General features: G+C 66.9%; 23 protein-coding genes. 9 read left to right on the plus strand and 14 right to left on the minus strand.

Going from position 1 to position 23415, the window contains the following annotated elements; translation table 11 throughout:
* Positions 1-282 precede the first annotated feature (282 nt).
* The gene (locus ACTHQX_RS20850) at positions 283-1122 is read left to right on the plus strand and encodes a phosphatidylinositol-specific phospholipase C/glycerophosphodiester phosphodiesterase family protein (protein ID WP_440159162.1); all 840 of its coding nucleotides are present in this window, start codon (positions 283-285) and stop codon (positions 1120-1122) included.
* Between the two features lie 42 nt (positions 1123-1164).
* On the opposite strand, the gene ACTHQX_RS20855 is transcribed toward ACTHQX_RS20850, so the two are convergent.
* The 5 genes from ACTHQX_RS20855 to glgX form a co-directional block, all read right to left on the minus strand.
* Positions 1165-1857, minus strand: a complete 693-nt coding sequence (locus tag ACTHQX_RS20855) for a hypothetical protein (RefSeq protein ID WP_440159163.1) — start codon at positions 1855-1857, stop codon at positions 1165-1167.
* A gap of 461 nt (positions 1858-2318) precedes the next feature.
* Entirely contained in the window at positions 2319-2855 is a 537-nt protein-coding gene (locus ACTHQX_RS20860; protein WP_440159164.1) for a signal peptidase I, read from the minus strand.
* Between the two features lie 17 nt (positions 2856-2872).
* A complete protein-coding gene (locus tag ACTHQX_RS20865) occupies positions 2873-3514 on the minus strand; it encodes a SipW-dependent-type signal peptide-containing protein (RefSeq protein ID WP_440159165.1) in 642 nt (213 codons plus the stop codon).
* A gap of 6 nt (positions 3515-3520) precedes the next feature.
* Positions 3521-4168, minus strand: coding sequence for a SipW-dependent-type signal peptide-containing protein (locus tag ACTHQX_RS20870; protein ID WP_440159166.1), 648 nt, complete (start codon positions 4166-4168; stop codon positions 3521-3523).
* 303 nt (positions 4169-4471) lie between these two features.
* Positions 4472-6637: a glycogen debranching protein GlgX gene (gene glgX, locus ACTHQX_RS20875; protein WP_440159167.1), complete on the minus strand. Its 2166-nt coding sequence runs from the start codon at positions 6635-6637 to the stop codon at positions 4472-4474.
* 214 nt (positions 6638-6851) lie between these two features.
* Between glgX and ACTHQX_RS20880 the strand changes: the two genes are divergently transcribed.
* The 6 genes from ACTHQX_RS20880 to ACTHQX_RS20905 all read left to right on the plus strand — a co-directional run bounded on the left by ACTHQX_RS20880 (position 6852) and on the right by ACTHQX_RS20905 (position 14687).
* Positions 6852-8063: an MFS transporter gene (locus ACTHQX_RS20880; RefSeq protein WP_440159168.1), complete on the plus strand. Its 1212-nt coding sequence runs from the start codon at positions 6852-6854 to the stop codon at positions 8061-8063.
* Between the two features lie 144 nt (positions 8064-8207).
* A complete protein-coding gene (locus ACTHQX_RS20885; RefSeq protein ID WP_440159169.1) occupies positions 8208-9755 on the plus strand; it encodes an ABC transporter substrate-binding protein in 1548 nt (515 codons plus the stop codon).
* Between the two features lie 37 nt (positions 9756-9792).
* The gene (locus ACTHQX_RS20890; protein WP_440159170.1) at positions 9793-10734 is read left to right on the plus strand and encodes an ABC transporter permease; all 942 of its coding nucleotides are present in this window, start codon (positions 9793-9795) and stop codon (positions 10732-10734) included.
* Positions 10727-11572, plus strand: coding sequence for an ABC transporter permease (locus tag ACTHQX_RS20895; protein ID WP_440159172.1), 846 nt, complete (start codon positions 10727-10729; stop codon positions 11570-11572). Before ACTHQX_RS20890 ends, ACTHQX_RS20895 begins: the two co-directional genes overlap by 8 nt.
* Positions 11565-13307: an ATP-binding cassette domain-containing protein gene (locus ACTHQX_RS20900; RefSeq protein WP_440159173.1), complete on the plus strand. Its 1743-nt coding sequence runs from the start codon at positions 11565-11567 to the stop codon at positions 13305-13307. Before ACTHQX_RS20895 ends, ACTHQX_RS20900 begins: the two co-directional genes overlap by 8 nt.
* 12 nt (positions 13308-13319) lie before the next feature.
* The gene (locus tag ACTHQX_RS20905; RefSeq protein WP_440159174.1) at positions 13320-14687 is read left to right on the plus strand and encodes an MFS transporter; all 1368 of its coding nucleotides are present in this window, start codon (positions 13320-13322) and stop codon (positions 14685-14687) included.
* A 96-nt stretch (positions 14688-14783) separates the two neighbouring features.
* Here ACTHQX_RS20905 and ACTHQX_RS20910 read toward each other — a convergent pair whose 3' ends face one another.
* From ACTHQX_RS20910 to ACTHQX_RS20940, 7 genes are all read right to left on the minus strand, one after another.
* Positions 14784-15464: a hypothetical protein gene (locus ACTHQX_RS20910; protein WP_440159175.1), complete on the minus strand. Its 681-nt coding sequence runs from the start codon at positions 15462-15464 to the stop codon at positions 14784-14786.
* Between the two features lie 363 nt (positions 15465-15827).
* Complete coding sequence (locus ACTHQX_RS20915; protein ID WP_440159176.1) at positions 15828-16412, minus strand: hypothetical protein; 585 nt, start codon at positions 16410-16412, stop codon at positions 15828-15830.
* Positions 16413-16468: 56 nt separating this feature from the next.
* Positions 16469-16627 carry a hypothetical protein gene (locus tag ACTHQX_RS20920; protein WP_236804720.1) on the minus strand — a complete coding sequence of 53 codons (159 nt, stop codon included), beginning with the start codon at positions 16625-16627 and terminating at the stop codon, positions 16469-16471.
* Positions 16628-17170: 543 nt separating this feature from the next.
* A complete protein-coding gene (locus tag ACTHQX_RS20925; RefSeq protein WP_440159177.1) occupies positions 17171-18283 on the minus strand; it encodes a serine hydrolase in 1113 nt (370 codons plus the stop codon).
* Between the two features lie 193 nt (positions 18284-18476).
* The gene (locus ACTHQX_RS20930) at positions 18477-19748 is read right to left on the minus strand and encodes an aminotransferase class I/II-fold pyridoxal phosphate-dependent enzyme (protein ID WP_440159178.1); all 1272 of its coding nucleotides are present in this window, start codon (positions 19746-19748) and stop codon (positions 18477-18479) included.
* The gene (locus ACTHQX_RS20935) at positions 19745-20602 is read right to left on the minus strand and encodes a class I SAM-dependent methyltransferase (protein WP_440159179.1); all 858 of its coding nucleotides are present in this window, start codon (positions 20600-20602) and stop codon (positions 19745-19747) included. The genes ACTHQX_RS20930 and ACTHQX_RS20935 overlap by 4 nt, the downstream gene beginning before the upstream one ends.
* A 145-nt stretch (positions 20603-20747) precedes the next feature.
* Positions 20748-21698: a phosphatase PAP2 family protein gene (locus tag ACTHQX_RS20940; RefSeq protein WP_440159180.1), complete on the minus strand. Its 951-nt coding sequence runs from the start codon at positions 21696-21698 to the stop codon at positions 20748-20750.
* A 116-nt stretch (positions 21699-21814) separates the two neighbouring features.
* Here ACTHQX_RS20940 and ACTHQX_RS20945 point away from each other — a divergent pair, with 116 nt between their 5' ends.
* Complete coding sequence (locus ACTHQX_RS20945; protein WP_190603733.1) at positions 21815-21988, plus strand: hypothetical protein; 174 nt, start codon at positions 21815-21817, stop codon at positions 21986-21988.
* 63 nt (positions 21989-22051) lie between these two features.
* The gene (locus ACTHQX_RS20950) at positions 22052-22447 is read left to right on the plus strand and encodes a hypothetical protein (protein ID WP_440159181.1); all 396 of its coding nucleotides are present in this window, start codon (positions 22052-22054) and stop codon (positions 22445-22447) included.
* Positions 22448-22539: 92 nt separating this feature from the next.
* Here the strand turns inward: ACTHQX_RS20950 and ACTHQX_RS20955 are convergent, their stop codons facing one another.
* Positions 22540-22857: a hypothetical protein gene (locus ACTHQX_RS20955; protein WP_440159182.1), complete on the minus strand. Its 318-nt coding sequence runs from the start codon at positions 22855-22857 to the stop codon at positions 22540-22542.
* A gap of 55 nt (positions 22858-22912) precedes the next feature.
* On the minus strand, positions 22913-23401 hold the full coding sequence (locus tag ACTHQX_RS20960; protein ID WP_440159183.1) for a hypothetical protein: 489 nt from the start codon (positions 23399-23401) through the stop codon (positions 22913-22915).
* Positions 23402-23415: the final 14 nt, after the last annotated feature.

The raw sequence follows: 23415 nt of genomic DNA on the forward strand, positions 1-23415 counted from the left end.
CCCGCACAAGCCCTCGAGCAAATTCTGGAAGAATCAGCAGCTTAGGACGCGTGTTGCAACGACCGCTGGAATCCGCCACCAACGCTCTATCAGTTCCTGCCGGTTTCCCCCCAACGCTTTATCAGTTGCCAACCGCGGCGCACGACATGTCCTGTTCACCGCGGAGTCAGGTGAGCGTGGGCAAGCGTTAGCTGCCGGCGGGCAGGGTGGTGGGGCACGCCGTCGGACGTTCCCAATCCGGGAATCGCGGCGGCGTCCCCAACCGCACTGAAGGAGAACCCTGTGCTGCTCAAAAGCACCGTCACCGCACTCGTCGCCCTAACGGCGCTCGCCGGAATCGCCGCCCCGTCCACCGCGGCGCCGGATCCCGCCGTCGTACTGGGAGAGCCACATGCCGCAGCGCACGCGCACAACGACTACGAACACGACCGGCCGCTGCTGGACGCGCTGGAACACGGGTTCACGAGTGTGGAGGCGGACGTCTGGCTGGTGGACGGCGAGCTGCGCGTGGCGCACGACCTCGCGGATGCGCGGGCCGGCGTCACCCTCGAAAGTCTCTACCTAGACCCGCTGGACAAGCTCGTGCGGCAGCAGGGCCACAGCGTTTACCCGGGCTGGGACGGCAGCCTGCAGCTGCTGATCGATATTAAGAGCGACGGCGAGACGACGTATGCGGCTGTCGAGAAGGAACTGGCGGGGCACCCGGCTCTGATGACGCGCTACGCCAACGGCAAGGTTTCCACTGGCCCGGTCACCGCCGTCATCAGCGGCAACCGGCCGCTGGCGGCGATGCAGGCTGCGCCCAAGCGGTTCGGTTTCTACGACGGCCGCTCGGCGGACTTGGCGTCGGGGATGCCCGCCGCGCTGATGCCCCTGGTCAGCGACAACTGGACCAAGTTGTTCACGTGGGAGGGTGTCGGGCCGATGCCGGAGGCCGAGCGCGCCAGGCTGCATGCGTATGTGGCGACGGCACATACTCAGGGGTACCGGGTGCGGTTCTGGGCGACGCCGGACCAGCCGGGGCCGGCGCGCGACGCGATGTGGACCGAACTTCGTGACGCCGGCGTCGACCACATCAACACGGACGCCCTTCCCTCGCTGGACAGGTTCCTGAGCAACTAGCTCGTCTTTTTCCGGCCGCGTCCTGAGGTGGGGGCCGGGCGCTTACCGCTCCGGGCCCTCGTCGTCGTCCGGTCTCTCCGTTGCGTCCCGGGCCAGGTTCACGGCGGTGGCGCTCATTTCGTCCGAGAGGCGGACGACGTCGTGCATCCCGGCAAGTCTCCGGTCCCTGCTGAAGGCGGTGATGGCTGTCCCCGAATCCGTGGCGCTGAGGAAGAAGTGGACCGGCGCCCTGCGCTTCATGTGCGGGGCTGCGTCGCGATGCCACCACTCCTCGGCGTGCCACTCCTTGCCGAGCTGCACCCAGACGGTCTTGCCAATGACGCGCGCCTCGGTGCCGGGCTGCTGAAAGAGCCGGACCAAAGCGTCCTGCGCGTCCGTGGGAGACAAGTCTGTCTCCCACGTTTCCTCGTTCATGAACCTCGTCGTCGCGGTGCTGCGCATGATGCCCGCGGGCACAGGGGCGGGCTGGTTCAGGATGGCGCCATCCGTCCAGAGAACCACAAGGAGTGCGCCGCCTCCGTACAGGAAGAGGTTGGGGACCAGATTCAGCGGGAAATTCTCCGCCCTGTCAAAGAGGATCTGGAGCAGGAGCCACCCGGCGACGAACGTGAGACCGGCCCAGAATCTCCGACGGCGGGAGTTCAGGAAGAGCAATGCCTTCTGCCTGCGGTTGAGGCGCTCACGGTCCGGGTCGTCGGCGGGGCCCGGGACCTGAGGGGTAGGTTCAGGGGTCATGTTGGCAGCCTTGACTGTTTAGGGCACGGTGCATCCAGTGATGAGGCCGGTCACGCTGCTGGCCTGTCCAGTTGCAGCCTGCTGAGAAGTCCACTGTCCCGGCCCGTTCGTGACCACCCTGAAGGTGACTGTACCGAGATCGAGGAGGCCGGATGGTAGTGACGCCGTCCTGATATTCCTCGGGAGGACTGTGGGCTTGGAGGTCACCCCCAACGCATCCGTTGTCGTCCACGTGTAACCCGTCCAGTCAACTCCCCCTGCGGGCTCAACCCAGTAGAACGTGACAGGCTGTGCAAGCCCGGCGGTGCATGTTAAGGCCCTTGGAGGCATGACAGTACCAGCGTTGAACGTCCCGTTCGCCTGCTGCGGCACTGTCCAGGCCGCCGTCGTCGGTTCCGGGGGAGCCACCGCCAGGGCCGCCCCCAGAGTCAGCAGTCCGACGACGGCTAGACGCTGCCGCTTCACGTCGCGGCTTCCTTTTGCTCGCTTTCATTCCGACGGCGGCGCGGCTCGTCGCGCGGCCAGAAAGCCCACGTTACGACGACGGCCATTGCGACAGTCATTCCGCCCACCACGAGGGGGTTGTTAACGGCATTCACTGTGTAGGCGAGTTCCGGAACGGACCACAGGACGATCCGTACTGTCTGGACTTCATACGGCAGGGGATCGTCAGTGGGGTTGGCGTCGCCGCGCATCGTGATGCTGACGGTGCCGCTTTCTCCCGGCGATACCGACGTGACGCGGTGCGTCACCGGTAGCGCCGACGGCCTGTCAATGGTGATGACGTCTCCCACCCGCACCTCGGACGCCGGGATCTTCTTGACCACGGCGAGCGAGCCAGCCGGAATGGTCGGACTCATGGAGCCGGTCTTGAACATGATCAGCGTGATCTGGAAGAAGAATGCGAGGATTACCAGGACGATGCAAACACTGCCGCCGAGGGCAGCGACGTTTAGGAGTGCGTTGCCTAGACGGCCTCGCATGTTCCTCCGGCTCATGGCTTGTCCTTCCTTGTCTAGGCCGATGTTCCGGTGAAGAGCCAAGTGACTGTTGCGCCCTTGCCCTGGTAGCTGGTGTCGGTGAAGGGCTTGATCCGGACGTCAAAGCAATAACGCAGCGGCGTCTTGCCGCCGTCGGCGACTGGCGTAGGCACCGGCGTAGGCTCTACGGCAGTGACAGGCAGGTAGGCAGACGACGACCCGGCGATGTACGTACGTGTGCCGGCAAATGCGGTGGCGTCACAGATTGTCTCCGCCGCAATCAGCACCGCCCGGTACTCAAGCGCAAGCGTCAGGTCTCCCACCGGCGACAAGCCTCCTACTGACGTCGAACCTGTCAGTGCCACCGTTCCGCCGACCGTAGATTCCGATGAGGTGCGGATATTGAGCCATGCGTATTCCGACGCGCCGGGTGACAGTCCGGTTGCGCCAACCACGAGGGACGCGTCCGCCACTGAGGGGCTGTCCCTCCAGCCCGTGTTGTTGGTGCTGGATTGCAGGCGGAAAGTGCTGGCGGTGAAAGTGCCGGCGGCGTACTCCGAGTCGGACCAGGAAGCGAGGGTCACGCTGGCGCCCACGCCAAGGACGAGGGCACCAGCCAGGACCGCGCGTACACGCGTGAAAGTGCGGTGCCGCAGCGGTTTCACGGGTTTGCGCATGACGTGTTAGGAGTTACTCTTCGCGACGAGCTCCCAGGTGGCCGTGGCAGTCGTGTCCTGAGGGAGATCGCTGGTTGCACTGACTAGAACGCAAAGGTAGACGTTCGCTCCCGCTTCCCCTTCAACAGGTTTGTTGAGGGTAAAGCTGCCCTCACCCGGATCAGTATTGAACTCTGTGTTTATCGGGACAACGGTGTTTTCAAGAGTGGGTACTGCCGCAGTCGAGCAACCTGCCACTGATAGAACCTCAATGATTCCGTAACGGAGTTCCTCGGTGCCTGTAGAGCCCGCGGCAGATTCGACGGTTACTTCTCCCGAATAAGTGCTGTCTGCATCTAGGTGCACTACGTACGGCGCAGCCACTACTTCATCGCGGCTTAGGTTGCCGAAACCTTTCGAGAAGCTCAGCGCATTAGCAGCGCCTGAAGTGTCGTAGTTTTCGAACGGGATAACCCCGTCCTTGCTTCCCACCATTTTGAAGTGGCCGCTACCAAACGCACCCTTCACGAATTCAGAGTCGTTCCACGCCGCCAGGGTCACCGCCGCACCAATGCCGAGGACCAGGCCGCCGGCCAGAATTGCCTTGAGCTTCCTCTTCTTGGAATTATCCGCAGAAGGCGAAGCGGTTACGGGCGCGATTTCAGTTTTGGACATAGTTCCCCCCAGGAATTTACTTTCGGGTTTTTTGCAACAGGATAAATACTGTCACAGCGCTCTCACTTGCCTGCCCCATCACGCCTAAGATCTGCGCAGGATTCCATCAGGATTGAGTCAAGGTTGCCGTGGAGCGATGGAGCGTTGGGGGATAAGCGGCGAAAGCTGAGAGAGCGTCGGGCGATTGGTGGCAGGAAGTGAGAGAGCGTTCGGCCTTAGACGGCAGGGGAGGCCGCGACCACCACGTTTTTGCCCAAGGGGTCCCGGGTGTAGCAGCGCCAGCGCGGGAGGTGAGGAAGGGAATTACGCCGGGCCGGGGGACTGCAGGCCGAGGGCTATGGAGAGATTGGGTTGGGGCTGGGTCAGGTCGCGGGCGCGCAGGACCGCCATGGACTTCGCAGCCACCTTCAGTACGGAGCCGGCGTCGATCGGGCCCGTTTCCACTCCGGTCCCGGCCGTGTTGATCACCATGTCCCAGGCCTCGGCAAACTCGCCGGCCGGGAGCGTGAACTTGATGTCGTCGTCGTGCGCGTTGAAGTACAGCAGGAAGTTCACGTCCGTGATCCGCCGGCCGCGGTCGTCCCGGCCCTGGATGCCGTCCCCGTTGAGGAACACGCCGATGGTCCGGCCGAACCCGCGGCCCCAGTCCTCGGGGAGCATCTCCATGCCGTCCTCGTTCAGCCACACGATGTCCGGCAGCTTCTCGCCCTTGCCGCGCCGGACCGGCCGGCCGTCGAAGAAGGTGCTGCGCCGGAACGTAGGGTGCTGGGCCCGCAGCCGGTTCACCGCTGCCGTGAAGTCCATGAGCGGCATGTCGATGGCGTCCCAGTTGACCCAGCTGAGCTTGGAGTCCTGGCAGTAAACGTTGTTGTTGCCCTGCTGCGTCCGGCCGAGCTCGTCGCCGTGCAGGATCATCGGCACCCCCTGCGAGAGCAGCATGGTGGCAATGAAGTTCCGCTGCTGCCGCGCCCGCAGCGCCAGCACCTTCGGATCCGCCGTCGGCCCCTCAACACCGCAGTTCCACGAGCGGTTGTGGGATTCGCCGTCGCGGTTGCCCTCGCCGTTGGCCTCATTGTGCTTCTCGTTGTACGAGACCAGGTCCCGCAGTGTGAAGCCGTCGTGCGCCGTGACGAAGTTGATGGATGCCACCGGACGCCGCCCCGACCGCTCGTACAGGTCAGCGGAGCCGGTCAGCCGGGACGCGAACTCGCCCAGCGTGGCGGGTTCGCCGCGCCAGAAATCGCGGACGGTGTCGCGGTACTTGCCGTTCCACTCCGTCCACTGCGGCGGGAAGTTGCCCACCTGGTACCCGCCCGGGCCAACGTCCCACGGCTCCGCGATCAGCTTCACCTGCGACACGATCGGGTCCTGCTGCACCAGTTCAAAGAACGTGGAGAGCCGGTCGACGTCGTAAAACTCCCGGGCCAAAGCGGCGGCAAGATCGAAGCGGAACCCGTCCACGTGCATCTCGGTGACCCAGTACCGGAGCGAATCCATCAGCAGCTGGAGGGAGTGCGGATGCCGCACGTTGAGGGTGTTGCCGGTGCCGGTGTAGTCCATGTAGTACTGCTTGTCATTCTCCAGCAGGCGGTAGTACGCGGCGTTGTCGATCCCTTTGAAGCTCATGGTGGGTCCCAGATGGTTCCCTTCCGCCGTGTGGTTATAGACGACGTCGAGAATCACCTCGATGCCCGCGCGATGCAGTGAGCGGACCATCGCCTTGAAGTCCTGCACCTGCTGGCCCATCTGGCCGATCGAGCTGTACGTGTTCTGCGGCGCAAAAAACCCGATTGTGTTGTAGCCCCAGTAGTTGCTCAGACCCTTCTCCTGCAACGTCCCGTCATTGACGAACTGGTGCACCGGCATCAGCTCGATGGCCGTGACGCCCAGCCGCTGTAGGTGCGCGATGACGGCGGGATGGGCGACGCCGGCAAAAGTGCCGCGCTGCTCCTTGGGCACCTCGGGGTGCAGCTCCGTGAGCCCCTTGACGTGTGCCTCGTAGATGACGGAGCGGTGGTAGGGGATCCGGGGCGGCCGGTCCCCGGCCCAGTCGAAGAACGGGTTGATCACCACGCCCAGCATGGTGTGCGGCGCGGAATCCTGGTTGTTGCGGGAGGAGGGATCGCCGAAGTTGTAGGAGAACATCGCCGGGTGCCAGTGCACTTGCCCGGCGACGGCCTTGGCATAGGGGTCCAGGAGCAGCTTGTTGGGGTTGCAGCGCTGGCCCCTGGCGGGGTCATAGGGCCCGTGGACCCGGTATCCGTACTTCTGCCCGGGCTGGATCTGGGGCAGGTAGCAGTGCCACACATACCCGTCCGCTTCGAGGAGTTCGACGCGCGTTTCGGTGCCGTCTCCGGCTATCAAACACAGCTCGACGGCGGTGGCCACCTCGCTGAAGAGCGCGAAGTTTGTCCCCATCCCGTCAAAGGTCGCACCCAGTGGATACGCGCTGCCCGGCCAGACTTCCATGATCACTCCTGCGGCTGTTCAGTTGTCTCGGAGCCATGCTCAATGTCAAGTTGGGGTCCGCGCGCCTCGCCCTGGTTCAAGGCTAAGCATACTTAGTACTTTCGCCAAGCTAGATTCAGGTCCCGGAGCAATGTAAATCAAATCGTTGTGATTCTGGCCTCGCGGAGCCCACGTTTCCGCCGTGCCGCCCCGGCCGCCGCCTACGATAAAGGGGATGACTCCGAACAGCCCGCCGCCCTTCAGCCTTCGCGGCATTGCTGTTCCGGCGTTCGGCCCTGCCCTTCTGTTCAGCGTTGGCCAGGGCGCCATCCTCCCTGTTGTGGCGCTGTCCGCCCGTGAACTGGGCGCATCCGTTGCCGTGGCCGCCCTGATTGTCACGCTCATGGGGCTGGGCTCGTGGTTCTTCAACCTGCCGGCGTCAATGATCACCCTGAAGTTCGGCGAACGGTGGTCCATCGTGGGTGCGGCCGCCGCGGGGGCGCTGGCGCTGCTGGCCGCCGGGCTGTCGCTGGTGATCAGCGACGGGCTCTGGCTGCTCGCGGTGGCGATGGCCGTCGTCGGGATGTCCGCCGCCGTCTTCAGCCTGGCCCGGCAGAAGTACCTCACCGAAGCTGTTCCGGTGGAGTTCCGCGCCCGTGCCCTGTCCACGCTGGGCGGCGTGAGCCGCATCGGAACCTTTATCGGCCCGTTCATCGGCGCCGCGGCCATGGCATTCCTGGGCATCAGCGGCGCGTACTGGGTGGGTGTGGCCGGCATGGCGGCGGCCGCCGTCCTGGCCGTGGCAGTCCCCGACCTGGTGGCGGTGCACGGATCTGACGGCAAGACCGGCCCGGAGCCCACCCTGCGCGGCGTGGCCGTCTCGCACGCGGGTGTTTTCCTGACCGCCGGAATGGGCATCCTGCTGCTCAGTGCCCTGCGCGCCTCCCGGCAGGTGGTGATCCCGCTGTGGGCCGACCACCTGGGCCTGGACCCCACGCACGCTTCTCTGGTGTACGGGCTCTCCGGGGCAATCGACATGCTGGTCTTCTATCCCGCGGGCAAGGTGATGGACCGGCGCGGGCGGCAGTGGGTGGCCATCCCGTCCACGCTGATCATGGGCGTGGCGCTGGTCCTCATCCCGCTCACCGGCGGGTTCACCAGCCTGCTGCTCGCGGCCCTGCTGATTGGCTTCGGCAACGGAATCAGCTCCGGCCTGGTGATGACGCTCGGCGCCGACTTCTCGCCCGACCGCGGCCGCGGGCAGTTCCTGGGCCTCTGGCGGTTCATGGCTGACGCCGGCTCCACCGGCGGGCCGGTGCTCCTCTCCGCAGTGACGGCCGTGGCCTCGCTCGGTGCCGGCGTGACGGCCACGGGCGTACTGGGGTTTGCGGCGGCAGGTGTGTTCGCCGTCGTGCTTCCCAGACTCAGGCACCGCCGGAACTACTGAGGTCCGGAAAGCCGCGCTGATATATTACGACGGCGGGACGGCCCGCTTTGGCGGAAGAGTTAGGTTAGCCTACACTCAGCTTTGGCCGTTCTGGCCGTTTCACTCGTCTGCAGCGTCGCAGGCACTCATATCTAGGTGGTTTCGTTGCGCTCTTCCTTCCCGCTGTCCGTGTCCGTGGGGCTCGTGGCGCTTCTTTCCCTGTCCGCCTGCGGCTTCAGCGGCGAGTCCGGCAAATCCAGCCAGGCGGCCGACCCTGACCAGCGGATCGTCGTCGACAACTTCCGCGCACCCGTGGCGGACTGGGCGCTGGAGAGCGACGCCGCCTACATCCTGTCCCTGTCCGGTTGCCTCGAGACGCTGACGCGCTACGACGAGACCCAGGGCAAGATCGTGCCGTCGCTCGCCACGGAGTGGAAGCAGGTCTCCGACCTCGAGTGGGACTTCAAGATCCGCCAGGGCGTTAAGTTCCAGGACGGTGCCGCGCTGGACGCCAAAGCGGTGGTGACCTCGCTGCAGAACGTCCTTGACGCCGAAGTCCCCGCCCGCGCGTTCAGCCCCAAGGTGGTCAAGGCGGTCAAGGCCGTCGACGAGAACACCGTCCGCGTGACCACGCCAACGGAGAGCCCGCTGGTTCCCTACCGGCTGGCAAGCGTCAACACCGGCGTGCTGTCCCCGGCCGCCTTCAAGGGCGAGACCGTCGACCCGTTCGGCCACTGCACCGGCCCCTTCAAGCCGGTGTCTGAGAAGCCGAAGCAGTCCCTGACGCTGGACCGCAACGAAAACTACTGGGGCGGGCAGGTGCAGCTTGCCGGCGCCGAGATCCGGTTCATCACTGATGGCGCCACCCGCACCGCGCAGGTCCAGACCGGCGAAGCGGACGTGTCCCTGTCCATCCCCGTCTCGGGACTGGCTGCCCTGGAGTCGGACTCCAACGTCAAGGTCCTGAAGGCGGATTCGCCGCGGACCGCCACGCTGTACATGAACAACGGCAAGGCCCCGTTCGACGACGTCGGCTTCCGCAAGGCGGTCCGCTCGGCTCTCGATCTGGACGCCCTGGCCGCCAGCGTCTACGAAGGCGCTGCGGTCCCCGCCACCGGTCCGTTCGCGCCGTCGGAGCCGTGGGCCGCCGAGGGTGCCCAGGCGCCGAAGCAGGACCTCGACGCCGCCAAGAAGCTCCTCGCCTCCGCCGGCTACACTGCCGGCCGGCCGCTGGAGATCATCGCGATCGTGGAGCGCGCGGAGTTCGCTGACGTGGCCACCGTCATCCAGGAGAACCTGAAGGCCGTGGGCGTTCCGGTGAAAATCACCACCAAGGAGTACGCCGCCGTGGAACCGGACCTGCTGTCCGGCAACTACGACATGGTACTGAGCCAGCGCAACCGCCTGATCGACATCGCCGACCCCATCGGCTTCCTCACCGCGGACTACACCTGCGACGGCACCTACAACCTCAGCCACTTCTGCAACGCGGAGTACGACAAGAAGCTCGCCCAGGCAGCCACGACGGCCGACTCCCAGGCGCGCTACCGGCTGTACGCCGAGGCCGGCCAGATCCTCCAGGACCAGGCCGTGAACGTTTGGCTGGTCAACGAGCAGGCCACCGACGCCGTCCGCACCGACCTGCAGGCGCACGTCCAGGACCCCCTGGCCCGCTATGTGCTCCGGGCCGAAACGGCCAAGTCCGGATCGTGACGCCCCGGTACCGCGGACCCCTAGTGCAGGGTCCGGCATGATGCTGTTCCTCGCCAGGAGAACGGCGGCCCTGGTGGTCGCCGTTCTTCTGGCGTCTTTCGTGGTGTTCCTCATCCCGTACGTGACCCCCGGTGACCCGGTGCGCAAGATCATCCGCTCGCGGGTGGCCGGCGACGCCGTCGATGATTCCGCCGTCCAGGCACTGACCGCCCAGCTGGGGCTCCAGGATCCCCTGTGGACCCAGTACCTGCGTTGGCTTGGGCGGTTCGCGAGCGGCGACATGGGCCTGTCCTACACCAGCCGCACGCCCGTGGTGGACCAGGTGCTGCCCGCCCTCTGGGTGACGCTCAGCCTGGTGGTCATGACGCTGGCCGTGGCGGCTCTGATAGCGGTGATCCTCGGCATTGCCGCCGCGCTGAACGAGGGGCGGGCGGCGGACAAGGCCATCACCGCCGTCTCCCAGGCGTTCATCGCCATGCCGGAATACTGGCTGGCGCCCATGCTGGTGCTGGTCTTCGCGCTGGAACTGTCCGTTCTGCCCTCGGCCGGGTGGGAAGGCCCGACGTCGGCCGTACTGCCCGTGGCGGTCCTCGCCTTGCGCCCGGCGAGCCATTTCACCTCCGCGGTGCGCGAGGGCATGCTCGACGCGCTGGGCGCAGACCACGTCACCGCCGCACGCGGCAGGGGAGTGAGCTACTTCCATACCGTGCGGAAGCACGTGATCCCGAACGGCCTGCTGCCGCTCACCACGCTCGCGGCCGTGTGGTTCGCGGGCCTCCTGGGCGGGTCGGTTATCGTCGAGGTCATCTTCGCGATTCCCGGGATGGGACGGCTGCTGTTCGACGGTGTTCTGAACAGCGACATTCCGCTGGCGCAGGGAGCAGTGGTGGTCGTCGTCGGCCTGGCTGTCCTGCTGACCACGGCCGCGGACCTGGTCCACGGGCTCCTCAACCCCCAGGTCAGGATGCGGCATGCGTAGACTTCCCCTGCACATCCGGCTCGCCTGCTGCATGCTGGCCGTCGTGGTGCTGTCCGTGGCCCTGGCCGGCTGGATCGCGCCCTATCCGTCCGCGGAACAGGACCTCGCCTCCCGGCTGTCCGCGCCCACCGGAGCCCACTGGCTGGGCACCGACCATCTGGGCCGCGACACCCTGAGCAGGCTGCTCGACGGCGGCCGCTTCTCCCTGACCATCGCCGCCCTCGCCACGGTGCTCACCGCGGTCATCGGCACGGCGATCGGCGTCCTCAGCGCGCGCCGGCGGGGGTGGCTGGACGAGTTCTTCACCCGCACCAACGACATCCTGCTGGCCATGCCGGAGATGGTGGTGGCACTGTTCCTCGTGGCCGCGCTGGGAGCAGGCTATCCGTCCCTGCTGCTGGCCCTGACCGTCACAGGCTGGACACCCTTCGCGCGGCTCGCCCGGGCCCTGGCCTACGACGTTTCCGCCCGCGGCTTCATCGAGGCGGCCCGCGTGCTGGGCTGCACTCCCTGGTTCACGGTGCGGCGGCACATACTGCCGCACCTGGCCGCGCCGCTGCTGGGACAGGCCACGCTCCGGTTCGGGCAGTTCCTGATCAGCGTCGGCGCCCTGTCCTACCTGGGCCTCGGTGTGCAGCCCCCGCAGTCCGACTGGGGCTCGATGCTCGCCGCCGCCCAGCCGTACGCCGTGAGGTCGCCGATGACCATCCTCGCGCCCGGCCTGGTGATCTTCACGGTGGCGCTGTGCGTCACGCTCATTGGCCAGCACCTGGCGCGCATGTCCAGCAGCCGGCTGCTGCTGGCTTCCGCCCCTGCACCGGAGGTCACCCATGCGTAAGGGCCTGATCATCGAAGACCTGCACGTCAGCCTGCGGGCTCCCGCCGGGGGTCCATCCGTCCGTCCGGTGCTGTCCGGCGTCGGCCTCACCGTGGCACCCGGCGAGTTTGTCGCACTCGTGGGGGCGTCCGGAAGCGGCAAGACGATGACCGCGCTGTCCGTCCTGGGGCTGCTGCCGCCGCAGATCCAGGCCGTGTCGGGGTCCATCACCCTGGGCGGAACCGACCTGCTTGCGGCCAGCGGCGCGGAGCTTAACCGCCTGCGCGGCGGCCGGATCGGGATGCTGTACCAGCAGCCCAAGCGCATGTTCAACCCACGCATGACCATTGGCAGTCATCTGGCGGAGCCGTTGAAGCTGCACCGCGGCCTGCGCGGACGCCTGGCCAGGGCGCAGTCGCTGGAGCTGCTCACCAACGCCGGGTTCGAGGACCCGGAACGGGTTGCCCGGGCGTATCCGCACCAGCTGTCCGGCGGCATGGCGCAGCGGGCCATGCTGGCACTGGCCATGGCCGGACAGCCGGAGCTGCTGCTCGCCGACGAGCCGACGTCCGCGCTGGACAAGGTGCTGGAGCGGCAGATCCTGGAACTGATCGACTCCCAGCGGCGCCAGCACGGGCTCGGCGTCCTCTACATCACGCACGACCTGGCCACCGTCTCCGCCTTCGCTGACCGCGTGGTGGTGATGGATGCCGGCCGCGTCCAGGAGGAAGGCCCCGCCAGATCCGTCCTCGGCGCACCCCAAACTGCTTGTGCCAGGGAGCTGCTGGAGGCGTGCGCCCTCACCCGCCGTCGAATTGTTGTGGCCGGGGAGGCCCTCGGCCTCGCGCCGTCCCGAGACATCCTGGCGCTGGACGGCGTCACCAAGCGGTTCGCCAAGGGGCGCAGCGCCCGGCCGGCTCTGGAGGACGTCTCGCTGAGCCTCCGCGAAGGCGAGATCCTCGGCGTCCTGGGCCAGTCAGGCTCCGGGAAGAGCACGCTGGCCCGGCTGCTGGTGGAGGTTGAGGCCCCCGACCGCGGCAGCATTACCCGGACAATGCCGGCAGGGGGGGGCAAGGACGACGGCGGCGGCGGCAGTCTCGGTGTCCCCGGCACCGAGGTGCAGCTCGTCTTCCAGGAACCGCACGACGCGTTCGACCCGCGGATGAGACTGTTCGCCAGCCTGGAAGCGCCGCTGCTCAGGCAGCGGACGGGCACGGCGGACGGGCGCCGGGAGCGCATCCACCAGGCCGTCCGGGATGTTGAGCTGGACACCGACCTGCTGGACAGGTACCCAAGCCAGTGTTCGGGCGGCCAGCTGCAGCGGCTGACGATCGCCCGGGCCCTGCTGCTGGACCCGGCAGTGCTGATCTGCGACGAGGCGACGTCGGCGCTGGATGCCGTCACGCAGCGCAAGGTCCTGGATCTGCTGCTGCGCCTGCACCGGGACCGCCGGCTTTCGCTGATCATGATTTCCCACGACATGAACGTCATCCGGTACATGAGCCACAGGGTGGCCGTGCTGTACCAGGGCGCCCTGGTGGAGCTGGCCGGTACCTCCGAGTTCTTCGCCCACCCCCGGCACGGGCACAGCAAGGAGCTGGTGGCGGCGGCCCGCGTGCATCCGGCGGCCTGCGCTGCTCCCGTTGCCTGCAGTGACCTTGCGGCCTGTGCTCATCGGGTGCTCGGCGCGAATGTTGCTGGCGGCCGGCCCGGGATTTCCCGCGCCCTGGAACTCGTCAGCGCCCCGGACGCCTAGGGACGCCTGGTTTTGAAGTCATACCTGCCTGAAACGCGTGTTCTGCTCGGCACCCAGATGGTGTTCAATCTCGGGTTCTACGCAGTGATTCCCTTCCTCGCCGGCGCCATGGGCGGGGATTACGGACTGGACGCCGCCGCCGTCGGCCTTGTTCTGGGCGCCCGCACCTTCAGCCAGCAGGGGATGTTCCTGTTCGGCGGCCTGCTGGCCGACCGGTGGGGTGCCCGGCGGGCGATCCTGGCCGGCTGCTTGGTCCGCATCGCCGGGTACGCCACCCTGGCGGCTGCGTCGGATTTCACGCTGTTCCTCCTCGGCGCCGTGCTCACCGGTGCGGGAGGTGCGCTGTTCTCGCCCGCGCTGGAGTCCCGGCTGTCGCACGCGGACCGTGCGCATGCCAGCGCCGAGGAGCGCGCTCCAGGCAAGGGCCGGCGCTCGGTGTTCGTCTGGCTGGCCATCACGGGGGAGATGGGCGCCCTCGTCGGCCCGCTGCTCGGGGCGGCCCTGCTGGGGTGGGGCTTTGACGCGGCGCTGGCGGCGGGAATCGCAATCTTCGTTGCCGTGACGGTCCTGCTGTGGTTCCGCCTCCCCGCAGGGCCACCAGGGAAGCCGGAAACTGCCGGAGCGCGGGACCCGGAAGCCACACCGGGCCAGTCCCGCAACGCACTCGGGTGCCTGAAGAACCGGCGCTTCGTGGCGTTCTGCCTGCTCGCCAGCACCAACATGGTGGCCTACAACCAGCTCTACTTCGCGTTCCCGCTTGAGCTGGACCGGCGGGGGCTGGACGCTTCGTGGCTGGCCATGCTGTTCCTGCTGGCCTCCGTGCTGACACTGCTGCTGCAGCTGCCGGTGGCCGGGGTGGGTCAGCGGCTGGGGCCGGGCCGGGCCATGTCGGCGGGTTTCCTGCTGGAGGCAGCTGCCTTGGCGGCCGCCGCTTTGACGTCCGTTCAGGCGGAAGCCGGCGGTGCTGTGGCGGGAAATTCTGGAGTGGGAGGGCCCGTACCGGCTGGTTCGGCGGAGGCCGGCGCCGTGGCGCTGATGGCGGGCATCGTCGGCGCGCTGATCCTCGGCCACATGCTCCTGCGGCCCACCATCCTGTCGCTGATCCCGCGGTTCACCCCGCCGGAAGGGGCAGCCTCGGGGCGCGGCGCGTATTACGGGCTGTCCGCCACCTGCGGCGGCATTGCCGTGCTGGCGGGAAATGCACTGCTGGGCTGGCTGCTGGATCTGACGGACCGGAACCACTGGTGGCCGGGAACGCCCTGGCTGCCGATGGTGGGCCTCGCGGTCCTGGCTGCCCTGTTGCTGCCGCGGCTGCTGCACGGGATTCACCGCGCCAGCACCCTCGGGACGGCGACGGACCCGGCCCCCATACCCAACTGACTCGCAGTCGTTGTCGTTTTCGAGGCTGAAAAGGACAACAACTGCGAGTCAGTTGGGCGGCCTGCGGGAGGTGGGGCGGGGCCGTTAAGGTTCGGGTTACATCCCCGTCCAGCGGCGGAGCGTGCTGTTCACGAGGCCGATCAGCACGGCCGTCCACCAGCAGGCCTGCGAGATGCTGAGTGCGATCAGCAGGCGCGTGCGCAGCCGGCGGCCCAGTTCGCTGAAGCTGGTTTCCCGCGGAAGCGCGAACATCTTGTGCATGGCCGGTGCGATGCTCAGGCCGTTCAGCATCAGAATGAGCACACAGCCGAGCTTCACGGCGGTCACAGGATTGGTGATGTCGGGCTGGATGAGCGCTCCGGAAGCCAGCAGAAGCGCCAGGCCGCCCCAAATCAGCGGCTTTGTTGCGCGTTCAAGCTTGGGAGATGCATGCATGTGCACCTTGCCCATAAGCCACAGCAGGCCCAGCCAGTCGACAACAAGGATGGTGCCGAAGGCCAGCACGAGGGCGAGGATATGGCCGGCAAGCCCGATGCGGTGCAGTACCGGACCGAACTCCACGAAGTGCCCCACCAGCAGGGAGGCGAGCCAGCCTGCGGTGCAGAGGACGCCCAGCAGGAACAGCCGGACGGTCTGCTTGCGGGACGTGGGGGTCCTCAGCGCGGCGCGGTCGCGGCGGGCCGGGACTGTTCGGCGCTGGGGTTGATACCTGGGTGCGGGGTTTGTGGCGGTACGGGTTTCAGGGCGGGTCAAGGTGGTGCGGGTGTCGGCGAACATAATGCCGGCCTTTCATCACTGTTGTGCTCCCCTGAGAGTGGTGCCGGGAGCTGGGCTGACCGGGGCGTTCCGGACAGCAGAGCATTGCTGGGCTTGATTGGGGATTTTTGTGGGGGCCAGGAGTGGCTGGCGCGCTGCGATGCAGGGCGAGGCCCCTGGACGTGCTCCAGAGGAGTTTCGGTTTACCTAAATGAATACAATACGGGTTGATTTATGGATTAAGCAAAGAAAGAGTTCTGTATTTCTCGGCGTGGCGGCTCTGATTTACGCCAGGTTTCAGGTAATGCGCATATTTTGTGTGGGCCTCCCGCGTGTGTGCAGAAGGCCCGCTATTGGGGGTTTGCGCCCCGGGTTAATCGCGCTTCAGTCGTCCGAACCGTGGCCGCCGCTGTCTTCCCTGGACCCGGAATCCTTGCGCTGCCCGCCCTTGTCATCGCCCAATTCCGGGAGGGCCCGAAGGCCGCCTTTGTCGTCGCCCGGCTGGCCGGTGACGACGGCGGGATCCCCGGCAGCGACCCCGGACGGGGAACCGAAGGTGCCGCCGGGCTGCGGCGCAGCAGGGCCGGCGTCGGGCGTTTCCGTAACAGTGCCGTCCTTATGATCCCGATCGTCACCGGGCTCGGACGACGGCGACGGCGTAGGCGACGGCGATGTCGCCGTCCGCCGGCCGCCCTTGCCGTCACGGGATTCCGGCGCCCCGGTAGTCTTTGCGGGGGCGGAAGTTGTGCTGCCGCCGTCGACCACGGACGTCACATTAGGCGTGGCCTTCGCGCTCGCGGCGGCGGTCGGTGCCGCAGTGCTGCTGGAGTTGTGGGGCAGGAGGACGCTGTTCGCGTCGCCGGTACCGGACGGCGTGGTGCTCAGCACCTGCGTGTTGACGGCGAGAGCGGCGGATCCGGTTACGAGGATCCCGGCAACGGAAAGCGCGAGGGCTGCTCTGGTTTTCATGGATCCTCCAGGGTCGTCGGGAAGGGCTTTGTGGGGAGGTTAGGAACCGGCGGCCATCATCCTCCGTCCTGGATCTCCTGCAAATGCGCCAGCATTGCCTGTTCCGGGTGTCCTGGATGCTCGGAGACGTGCCTGAGCAGTGACAACCGGAGGTCCGATCCCAGACTTTCGTCGCCGAGAATTTCGCCGATGAGCCGCATGAGTTGGCGCTGCATTATGCCGCCCTCGGGAGCGCGGTGCGCTGGCCGCTGGTTTGCCCAGGCCTGGTCAGGAAGTGCTGGGCCGCCGGCAGCCTGGTGAGCAGGCAGCCTCTCTTGCTTGTGGGACTGCCAGAGGCTGTCACCGGGTGAGTGCGGGTCCGGGGTCATCATCTTATTCACCTTCCACCTTCGCCGCCCCGCGGGCCCTTCCGGCATGCGCTGAGACCGGCGGCGTTGCCGGCAAGATCCCGGTATGAAGGGAAAATGCCGTCTGCGGTAATTGTTGCGCCAGGTAATGGTGGATTTACCGATGAACCTTGGACCGCCGAAGAGGGTGAGGCCCCCCAAGCCGGAGGACGCGGCAGCAAGAGCGCGGCGGCGAGCGGCCGCTGCTGGGTGGGGGGTCGCAGTTCTCCAAGGTTGACCGGGAATTTCCTAGGAGCCGCTGGCACTCTTTTTCCATCTGGTCCGAAGCCACAGCCGCGAGTGGTCGTTCAGCCAGTTGGCCGGCCCGGCATTGCACACCCTGACATGCCGGGCCGGCACCCCCCCATCCGGTCAGAACAGCTGCTCCACGACCACCTGGGTGAGTTGGCGGATGATGGCCGTCTGTACGGGGATGTCTGCAACGCTGGGGCCCCGGGAGTACACGACGAATGCGAAGGCGCGCTGGCCCTGGACCAGGATGCTGGCGTCGTGCAGGTTCCCGTTGAGCAGCCCGTACTTATGGAAAACGGTAACGGCCGGCGGCACGGCGGCAGGGATCAGCGACTCAAAGTTCGTGTTCTGCATGTAGGACAGCAGCTCGGCGGTGTGGGGCGCGCTGAGCAGGCGCCCGTTGTACAGCTGGACCAGAATCCTGGCCGTCTCCGCCGCGGACAGGGTGTTGTAGGTCCTGTCGTACGGAATGCCGAGCGACGCCGCGTAGTCGTGGATCCCCTGGTAGCCGACTGCCCCCAGGATCAGGGCCCAGGATGTGTTGTTGCTCTGCTGGATCATCTGGCGGATCTGGAAGGCCGCGGTAGTGCCGCCCATTGGCGCTGCAAGGGACACCACACCTGCTTCGGCCAGGTGGTAGTACGCGGCGGCGGCAAGGATCTTGCCCGTGCTGGCCGCGACGAACTTCTCTTCGACGCCATACTGGCGGGCAACGCCGTCGGACATGTCAACCAGGGCAACCCCCACCTGGTACCTGCTGTTAGCCGCGATGATGGCGCTGAGCTGCTGCTCCAGAGTTGCGTTGGCGGGGGCCACCGGCTGCGGCGGCGGTGGGGGTGGGCCAGGGGCCGCCTTTGGTTTTGGCGCGGCGGGTGCCGGGGTGGGACGGACGACGGCGGCGCGCGGGGAAGGTGCCGCCCGCTTAGTGGCCGTCACCTTGGGTTTGATGGCTTTTGTTGGGCTGGGGACCGGCGTCGTCGCTTGTTTAAAAGGCTTGGTTGCCTGCCCTGCCGGGGTTCCGGAAGGGGAGGCCGCCGCCGGCATGGCCCTTGATGGCACCGGTGACGGCGCCACGGCTGACGCGTAGGCAGTGGTTGCGGTCAGCACCATCGCGGCGCAGATGATCAGCAGCCGGCCGCGCGGCTCTGCAGGCCAGGGAACTGTCCGGGTGGTTGCTGCCGCGCCAGGCCGGCGGCGGCCGGGGGCACGATGCCGGCCCGGAGCCCTGCTCATTACCGGGTCCTCATTGCCCGGATTTCCGGACCCGGTCCGGGAATGTGTACCGACTGCCACCGCCCTCACCCCACTTCGTCTGCCGCTTCGTCAGGGGCGGCATACGGCCACGCTGGCACTCGGAGGTTGGGAAAAGGTGGAACTCTGGTTGGAAAACAGTTGACCTAGGCCACCAAAATGGGGGATGGTCCGGTCAGGGCAGTGTTCTCGGGCTCGCGGGAATGATGGGGATCAGGCCGGTGGGGAGCTTGATGTCGGCGTCTTCGGGGCGGTCCTGCCCCGCCCGTTCCATGGCCGCCCGGAAGTGGGGCAGGCTGCGCTCAACCATGTCCGCGCTGGCAGTGAGGGACATCCGGAAAAACCCCGGTGTCTCGAACAGGACGCCCGGAAGCACAAAGACGTCCTCCTGGCCGAGCGCCTCGGTGAAGGCCTCGTCGTCTTCAATGGGGGAATGGATGAATAGGTAGAAGGTGCCTTCGGGCGGCCGGAGCTGGTATCCCATCCCGCCCAGCTCCTGGACCAGCCGGTCCCGCTTCTGCTGCAGCTGGCCGACGTCGATGGTGAACGTCTCCAGCCGCGGAAGCGCGTACTGCAGCACCGCGTTGGGGTAGATCCAGCCCATGGCCAGCTGCATCGCCTCGACGGCGGTGCCGAGCTCCTTGCGGTCCGGCATGCTCGGCGGCAGCGCCAGGTACCCGATCCGCTCGCCCGGCGCCAAGTGCGTCTTGCCGTACGAATAGGCCAGGAGGGTGTAGGGATAGAACTCGGCGGGGCTGTGGAAGCGGGCGCCGTCGAAGACGATCCTGTTGTACGGCTCGTCGGACACCAGGTAGATGCGCCGCCCTATCCGTGCCGACGCCTCGTCGAGGAGGGTTGCCAGCTGGCGGAGGAGTTCGGGCGGGTAGATCCTGCCGGTGGGGTTGTTCGGCGAATTGATGATCACCACCCGGGTCCGCTCCGTGATGGCCGCCTTAATGGCCGCCAGATCGAGGTCGAAGGTCTCGAGGTCGATCCGGACCTTCACCGGGACCAGTCCGGCCTCGACAGCCAGCGGTTCGTAGAGGAACCACGGCGGCAGGCTGTAGATGACCTCGTCGCCAGGATCGGTGACCGCCTTGAGCGCGAGGGCGATGGCGGTGAAGCCGCCGGTGGTGAGGTACAGGTCCTCGGCTTCGAACGGAACATCGAGCAGCCGGCTTAGCGAGTCCGCGGCCGCCTCCCGGGCATCCGCCTCATTGGTTTTGTACGCGAACCACTGGTCGTCATGCGGGTGGAGCGCGTCCCGGAGCGCATCCACGTAGGCGTCCTGCGGCATCTGGTGCGGGTTGCCCAGGGTGAAGTCGCAGATGCCGGGATGATGTTTGCGGCGAGCGTAGGTGGAATGGTTGAGGTGCTCGGAGATCCTCTGGAAGGACGGAATGGAGGCCACCTCAAGGGCGCGGCGCGAGGCGGGGGAGTCCGTCACAGCCCGGTTTCCTGCGGCTTGGCAGTGGCCTTCGCCGTGAGCAGCAGATACTCCCATTCCATCTGTGCGGGCGTATCGCCGTGGGCTTCGATGTACGTGCTGGCAAGCTCCGTCAGGGCCTCGTCCAGGGCCTTGGCTTTCTGGTCCTCGCCGGACAGGGACTTGTACACGGAGATGGTGGGGCCGTAGTGCGACTTGAAATAGTGCACGAAGTCTTCGGGCTGGCGGAAGCTCGTGACGGCAACGGTCCGCTTCTGCGCCCGGATGTCGTCCAGCCGTCCGCCGAACAGCTCACGGACGTGGTCCTCCCTGCCCCACAGCGGTGACGGCTGTGCGCCGGGCGGCGGGGGCGGCGCGAAGGGTTTCATGGCGGCGAACATCTGGCCGATGAAGCCTTCCGGGGTCCAGTGCAGCAGCCCGACGGTCCCGCCCGGCCTGCAGACGCGCACCAGTTCGTCGGCGCTCGCCTGGTGGTGTGGGGCGAACATGGCGCCGAGGCAGGACATGACGACGTCGAACTCGCCGTCCGCAAAGGGGAGATTCTCTGCGTCGGCCTCCACCCATTCGAGCTCAACCCCGCGGTCGGCAGCCTGCCGCCGCCCGGCGTCGAACATCTCCGGGGTGAGGTCGCTGGCGACCACCCGGGCACCCATCATGGCCGCCGGAATGGCCGCATTGCCGGCGCCCGCGCCGACATCCAGGACGCGCTGGCGCGGTTTGATGTTGCAGGCCTGCACCAGGATGGCGCCCAGGTCCAGGAGGAGCTCGCTGGCGAGGGCAGGGTAGTCGCCCTGCGCCCACATGGCCCGGTGCTTTTCCTTCAGGGCCTTGTCCGCCCCGGCCTGGTCGTTCATGTCCGCGCACCTCTGCGTTCGCAGGTCCAGTTCCAGCGCACTGCCCAGTCAGTGGAGGCTGTGGTGCGACTTATTGTGGGCTCCGCGGCCGGGGTTGTAAAGGTCGCGGGCGGTGGGGACGGGGGAGGGGAGGTCAGCGCCCTGGTCAGTTCCGGCGTCGGACGGCGTACGCGAACAGCGACGTCGTGGCCACGGTGGCCAGGTACCCGGCTATCACGATCAGTGAGATACCCGCCCAGAAGTAGTTGGTGGTGCTGGCCTCGTGGCCGATGCCCGGGGCGATCATGACCAGCGAGTACACGGACACCGCCGCCGAGGCCAGCCCCAGCACCATCGGCAGCCCGATCCACAGCCGGGCCGATCCCCAGTGCCCGCCGAAGCCGTCCCAGACGTTCCATTCGTGGCCGTCATTGCGGAGAATCAGCCAGCCCGCGGGAATCATGAAGCAGCCCACCACTAGGAATGCCGCCACCACATCCGCCGGCCGGTGCCACTGGTTCACGAGCGTGGACATGCCCGAGGCAATGGCAAAGGTGCCGCCGACAAAGCCGGCCAGCGGCCGCCACCGCGGGGACGACATCAGGAATACCGCCGCCGCCGCGGACGCCGCAAGTGTGGTGTGACCGGACGGCAAAGAGTTCAGTTCCAGCGTCTCTACGCCCCGGTACGGCCGCACCGGCAGCAGGTCCTTGAGCACCTGGGTAGCGATGTTCGCTGCGACGCACGCCGCAACGGCAATGCCCGCGGCCCGCCATCGACGGTGAATCACCGTTACCAGGAGAACGATGACGGCGGCCATCACCAGGGAGATGGTAGGCAGCCAGTCCAGGAACCTGGTGGTCACCTTGCCCGCGGGCCCGTGGATGTCCACGGCCTCCACCAGGGCGGACTCGTCGATGAACTGGCCCGTCGTGGTGCGGACGAAGTAGTAATAGGTGGCCGCGAGCCCGGCGGCGCAGGCCAGCGTGGCCACGGCGAAGAGGAAGCCGGTGCCCGCCGCGAGGCGCATCCGTCCGGCAGGCCGGCGGGGCTTCTGACGGCCCTGCTGCTGGCGGCCCTGTTTCTTACGGCGGGGGTCCCTGAGCTGGAAAGTCATCGTCACAAGGGTGTCACAGTTTGCTGGGAGGCGCCTGTCCGGCGGGTGAGTGGATCCTGCTCGCCCGGCTTTCCCTGATGCTCGACTCCGTGGGGCAGGGGGATTACGTTGGGGGCATGACCGAAAACCCAGACGAAACCCGCACTGTTTCCGAAGAGCCCGGTCGCGCAGAATCCGACCGCGACGAAACCGACCTCAGCACCAAGCTGGATCCGGATTTCATCCCGCAGCAGGGCGAGACCCCCGAAGCCAAGCGCGCCCGGGAGCATCCCGAGGAAACCGGTAGCTGACGCCCTGCACCGTGGCCGGTCCGGGGGGCTAAACACAGGCCGGCTGACGGCTAAAGTTGGTGCATGGGCGGTCTCGTGGATGTACCTGGCCCCATCTTGGAAATAATGACGTGGGTGGGCTTCCTCCCCGGCGTGCCGTTGCTCGTGTGGGGACTCATTATCGAACGGCGCCGTTGCGCCTGGACCAAGACCACGGGTGAGGTTTACACGGCCGGCGGATTCACCGGCTTCCGCTGGACCGACCAGGAGAACGTCCCGCGCCAGACCCTGGTGGACTCCGACGTCGCCCGGGGCCTCGTGGCCGGCACCCAGGTGGAGCTCCACTACGACCTCTGCCACCCTTCACGCTGGGGCCTGAAACCGCCTAAGCACGACAACGTCATCCTGGTCCTCGGCTGGATCCTCACCGGAGTGGGCATCCTGAGCACCGTCGGGGGTTTCGTGCTGCTGCTCTTCTGAGGATGAACCAACCCGGGGCCGAACATGCGTCGGGTACCCTTGCCGCGGCGGGTACCCGGTCTGTGGGGCAGCGGTGCTGCGTTGTTCTCCTGCTAGGCGCGCGGATCCACTGTTGCAGCCCGGCCGCCGCGTGCGGGACGTCCGCCGCGCCGGTTCCGGTCCCGCAGGTGGTCCAGCAACGCCTGTTCGGGATGCCCGGGGTTCTCTGCCAGATGCCGCAGGAGCCGGCGCCGGACCTCCGATCGCGGATCGGCCGTGGCGAGCACGTTGTGGATAATATCCAGGACCTGTTGATGGAGTTCGGAGTCGTCCACCGTCACAGTCGTCGGTTCGCCAGTGGCAGCGTCGACTGTTGCCCCCCACCGTTCCGGCGGGATGGGTTCATACAGGTCGCGGAATTCCGTCTGCATCACTGGCTCCTTCTTGCGGGGAGAAACTGCTTCTGCGGATTGCCTCCGGGTACGCCTAGCCATTGCTGCTGCCACTCCTGCCGTCGTTGCTGGAGAGACCGCCTTGGTCTTCGAGCTGGCTCGAGGACGTTGAATCGTCGATGGGCGTCGGTGCCGGGGAAGTGACCTGGGCCGGTTGCACGAACTCGACGCCGGACTCGTCGCCGGACTCGTCGCTGGAATCGGAGGAAGGGTCATCGGATGCCGGTGCCGTCGGGGACGGTTCGGCTGCTTGCGTCGAGAGCGGAGAGGAAGAAGCATCGTTCAGCGGAGCCGATTTAGGCGCCGGTGAGGTGGTCTTGGGCGAGGCAGTGGGGTCGGTGGCTGGCGACAACCGCCGATTTCCTGTGGATCCCTCGAGCTTTTCGACCGAGTGGCTGGGTGCCTCTTCGCTAACAATCACGCCCGGCTCCTGGCCGGTTGGAGCCCCGGCAACAGCCTGCGCCCAGACAGTTATTCCGGCGAAACCAACCAGCGGAATGCTCAGCAACGACCACTTCTTCATTGGCCGGCACACCT

This window comes from Arthrobacter sp. SAFR-023 (assembly GCF_051965295.1).
GTDB lineage: Bacteria > Actinomycetota > Actinomycetes > Actinomycetales > Micrococcaceae > Arthrobacter.

What these genes read in the sequence shown, in the direction of transcription:
- ACTHQX_RS20855 (WP_440159163.1), bottom strand. Translation starts at nt 1,857, where the DNA reads ATGACCCCTGAACCTACCCCTCAGGTCCCGGGCCCCGCCGACGACCCG.
- ACTHQX_RS20860 (WP_440159164.1), bottom strand. Translation starts at nt 2,855, where the DNA reads ATGAGCCGGAGGAACATGCGAGGCCGTCTAGGCAACGCACTCCTAAAC.
- ACTHQX_RS20865 (WP_440159165.1), bottom strand. Translation starts at nt 3,514, where the DNA reads ATGCGCAAACCCGTGAAACCGCTGCGGCACCGCACTTTCACGCGTGTA.
- ACTHQX_RS20870 (WP_440159166.1), bottom strand. Translation starts at nt 4,168, where the DNA reads ATGTCCAAAACTGAAATCGCGCCCGTAACCGCTTCGCCTTCTGCGGAT.
- glgX (WP_440159167.1), bottom strand. Translation starts at nt 6,637, where the DNA reads ATGGAAGTCTGGCCGGGCAGCGCGTATCCACTGGGTGCGACCTTTGAC.
- ACTHQX_RS20880 (WP_440159168.1), top strand. Translation starts at nt 6,852, where the DNA reads ATGACTCCGAACAGCCCGCCGCCCTTCAGCCTTCGCGGCATTGCTGTT.
- ACTHQX_RS20890 (WP_440159170.1), top strand. Translation starts at nt 9,793, where the DNA reads ATGATGCTGTTCCTCGCCAGGAGAACGGCGGCCCTGGTGGTCGCCGTT.
- ACTHQX_RS20895 (WP_440159172.1), top strand. Translation starts at nt 10,727, where the DNA reads ATGCGTAGACTTCCCCTGCACATCCGGCTCGCCTGCTGCATGCTGGCC.
- ACTHQX_RS20900 (WP_440159173.1), top strand. Translation starts at nt 11,565, where the DNA reads ATGCGTAAGGGCCTGATCATCGAAGACCTGCACGTCAGCCTGCGGGCT.
- ACTHQX_RS20910 (WP_440159175.1), bottom strand. Translation starts at nt 15,464, where the DNA reads ATGTTCGCCGACACCCGCACCACCTTGACCCGCCCTGAAACCCGTACC.
- ACTHQX_RS20915 (WP_440159176.1), bottom strand. Translation starts at nt 16,412, where the DNA reads ATGAAAACCAGAGCAGCCCTCGCGCTTTCCGTTGCCGGGATCCTCGTA.
- ACTHQX_RS20920 (WP_236804720.1), bottom strand. Translation starts at nt 16,627, where the DNA reads ATGCAGCGCCAACTCATGCGGCTCATCGGCGAAATTCTCGGCGACGAA.
- ACTHQX_RS20925 (WP_440159177.1), bottom strand. Translation starts at nt 18,283, where the DNA reads ATGAGCAGGGCTCCGGGCCGGCATCGTGCCCCCGGCCGCCGCCGGCCT.
- ACTHQX_RS20935 (WP_440159179.1), bottom strand. Translation starts at nt 20,602, where the DNA reads ATGAACGACCAGGCCGGGGCGGACAAGGCCCTGAAGGAAAAGCACCGG.
- ACTHQX_RS20940 (WP_440159180.1), bottom strand. Translation starts at nt 21,698, where the DNA reads ATGACTTTCCAGCTCAGGGACCCCCGCCGTAAGAAACAGGGCCGCCAG.
- ACTHQX_RS20945 (WP_190603733.1), top strand. Translation starts at nt 21,815, where the DNA reads ATGACCGAAAACCCAGACGAAACCCGCACTGTTTCCGAAGAGCCCGGT.
- ACTHQX_RS20950 (WP_440159181.1), top strand. Translation starts at nt 22,052, where the DNA reads ATGGGCGGTCTCGTGGATGTACCTGGCCCCATCTTGGAAATAATGACG.
- ACTHQX_RS20955 (WP_440159182.1), bottom strand. Translation starts at nt 22,857, where the DNA reads ATGCAGACGGAATTCCGCGACCTGTATGAACCCATCCCGCCGGAACGG.
- ACTHQX_RS20960 (WP_440159183.1), bottom strand. Translation starts at nt 23,401, where the DNA reads ATGAAGAAGTGGTCGTTGCTGAGCATTCCGCTGGTTGGTTTCGCCGGA.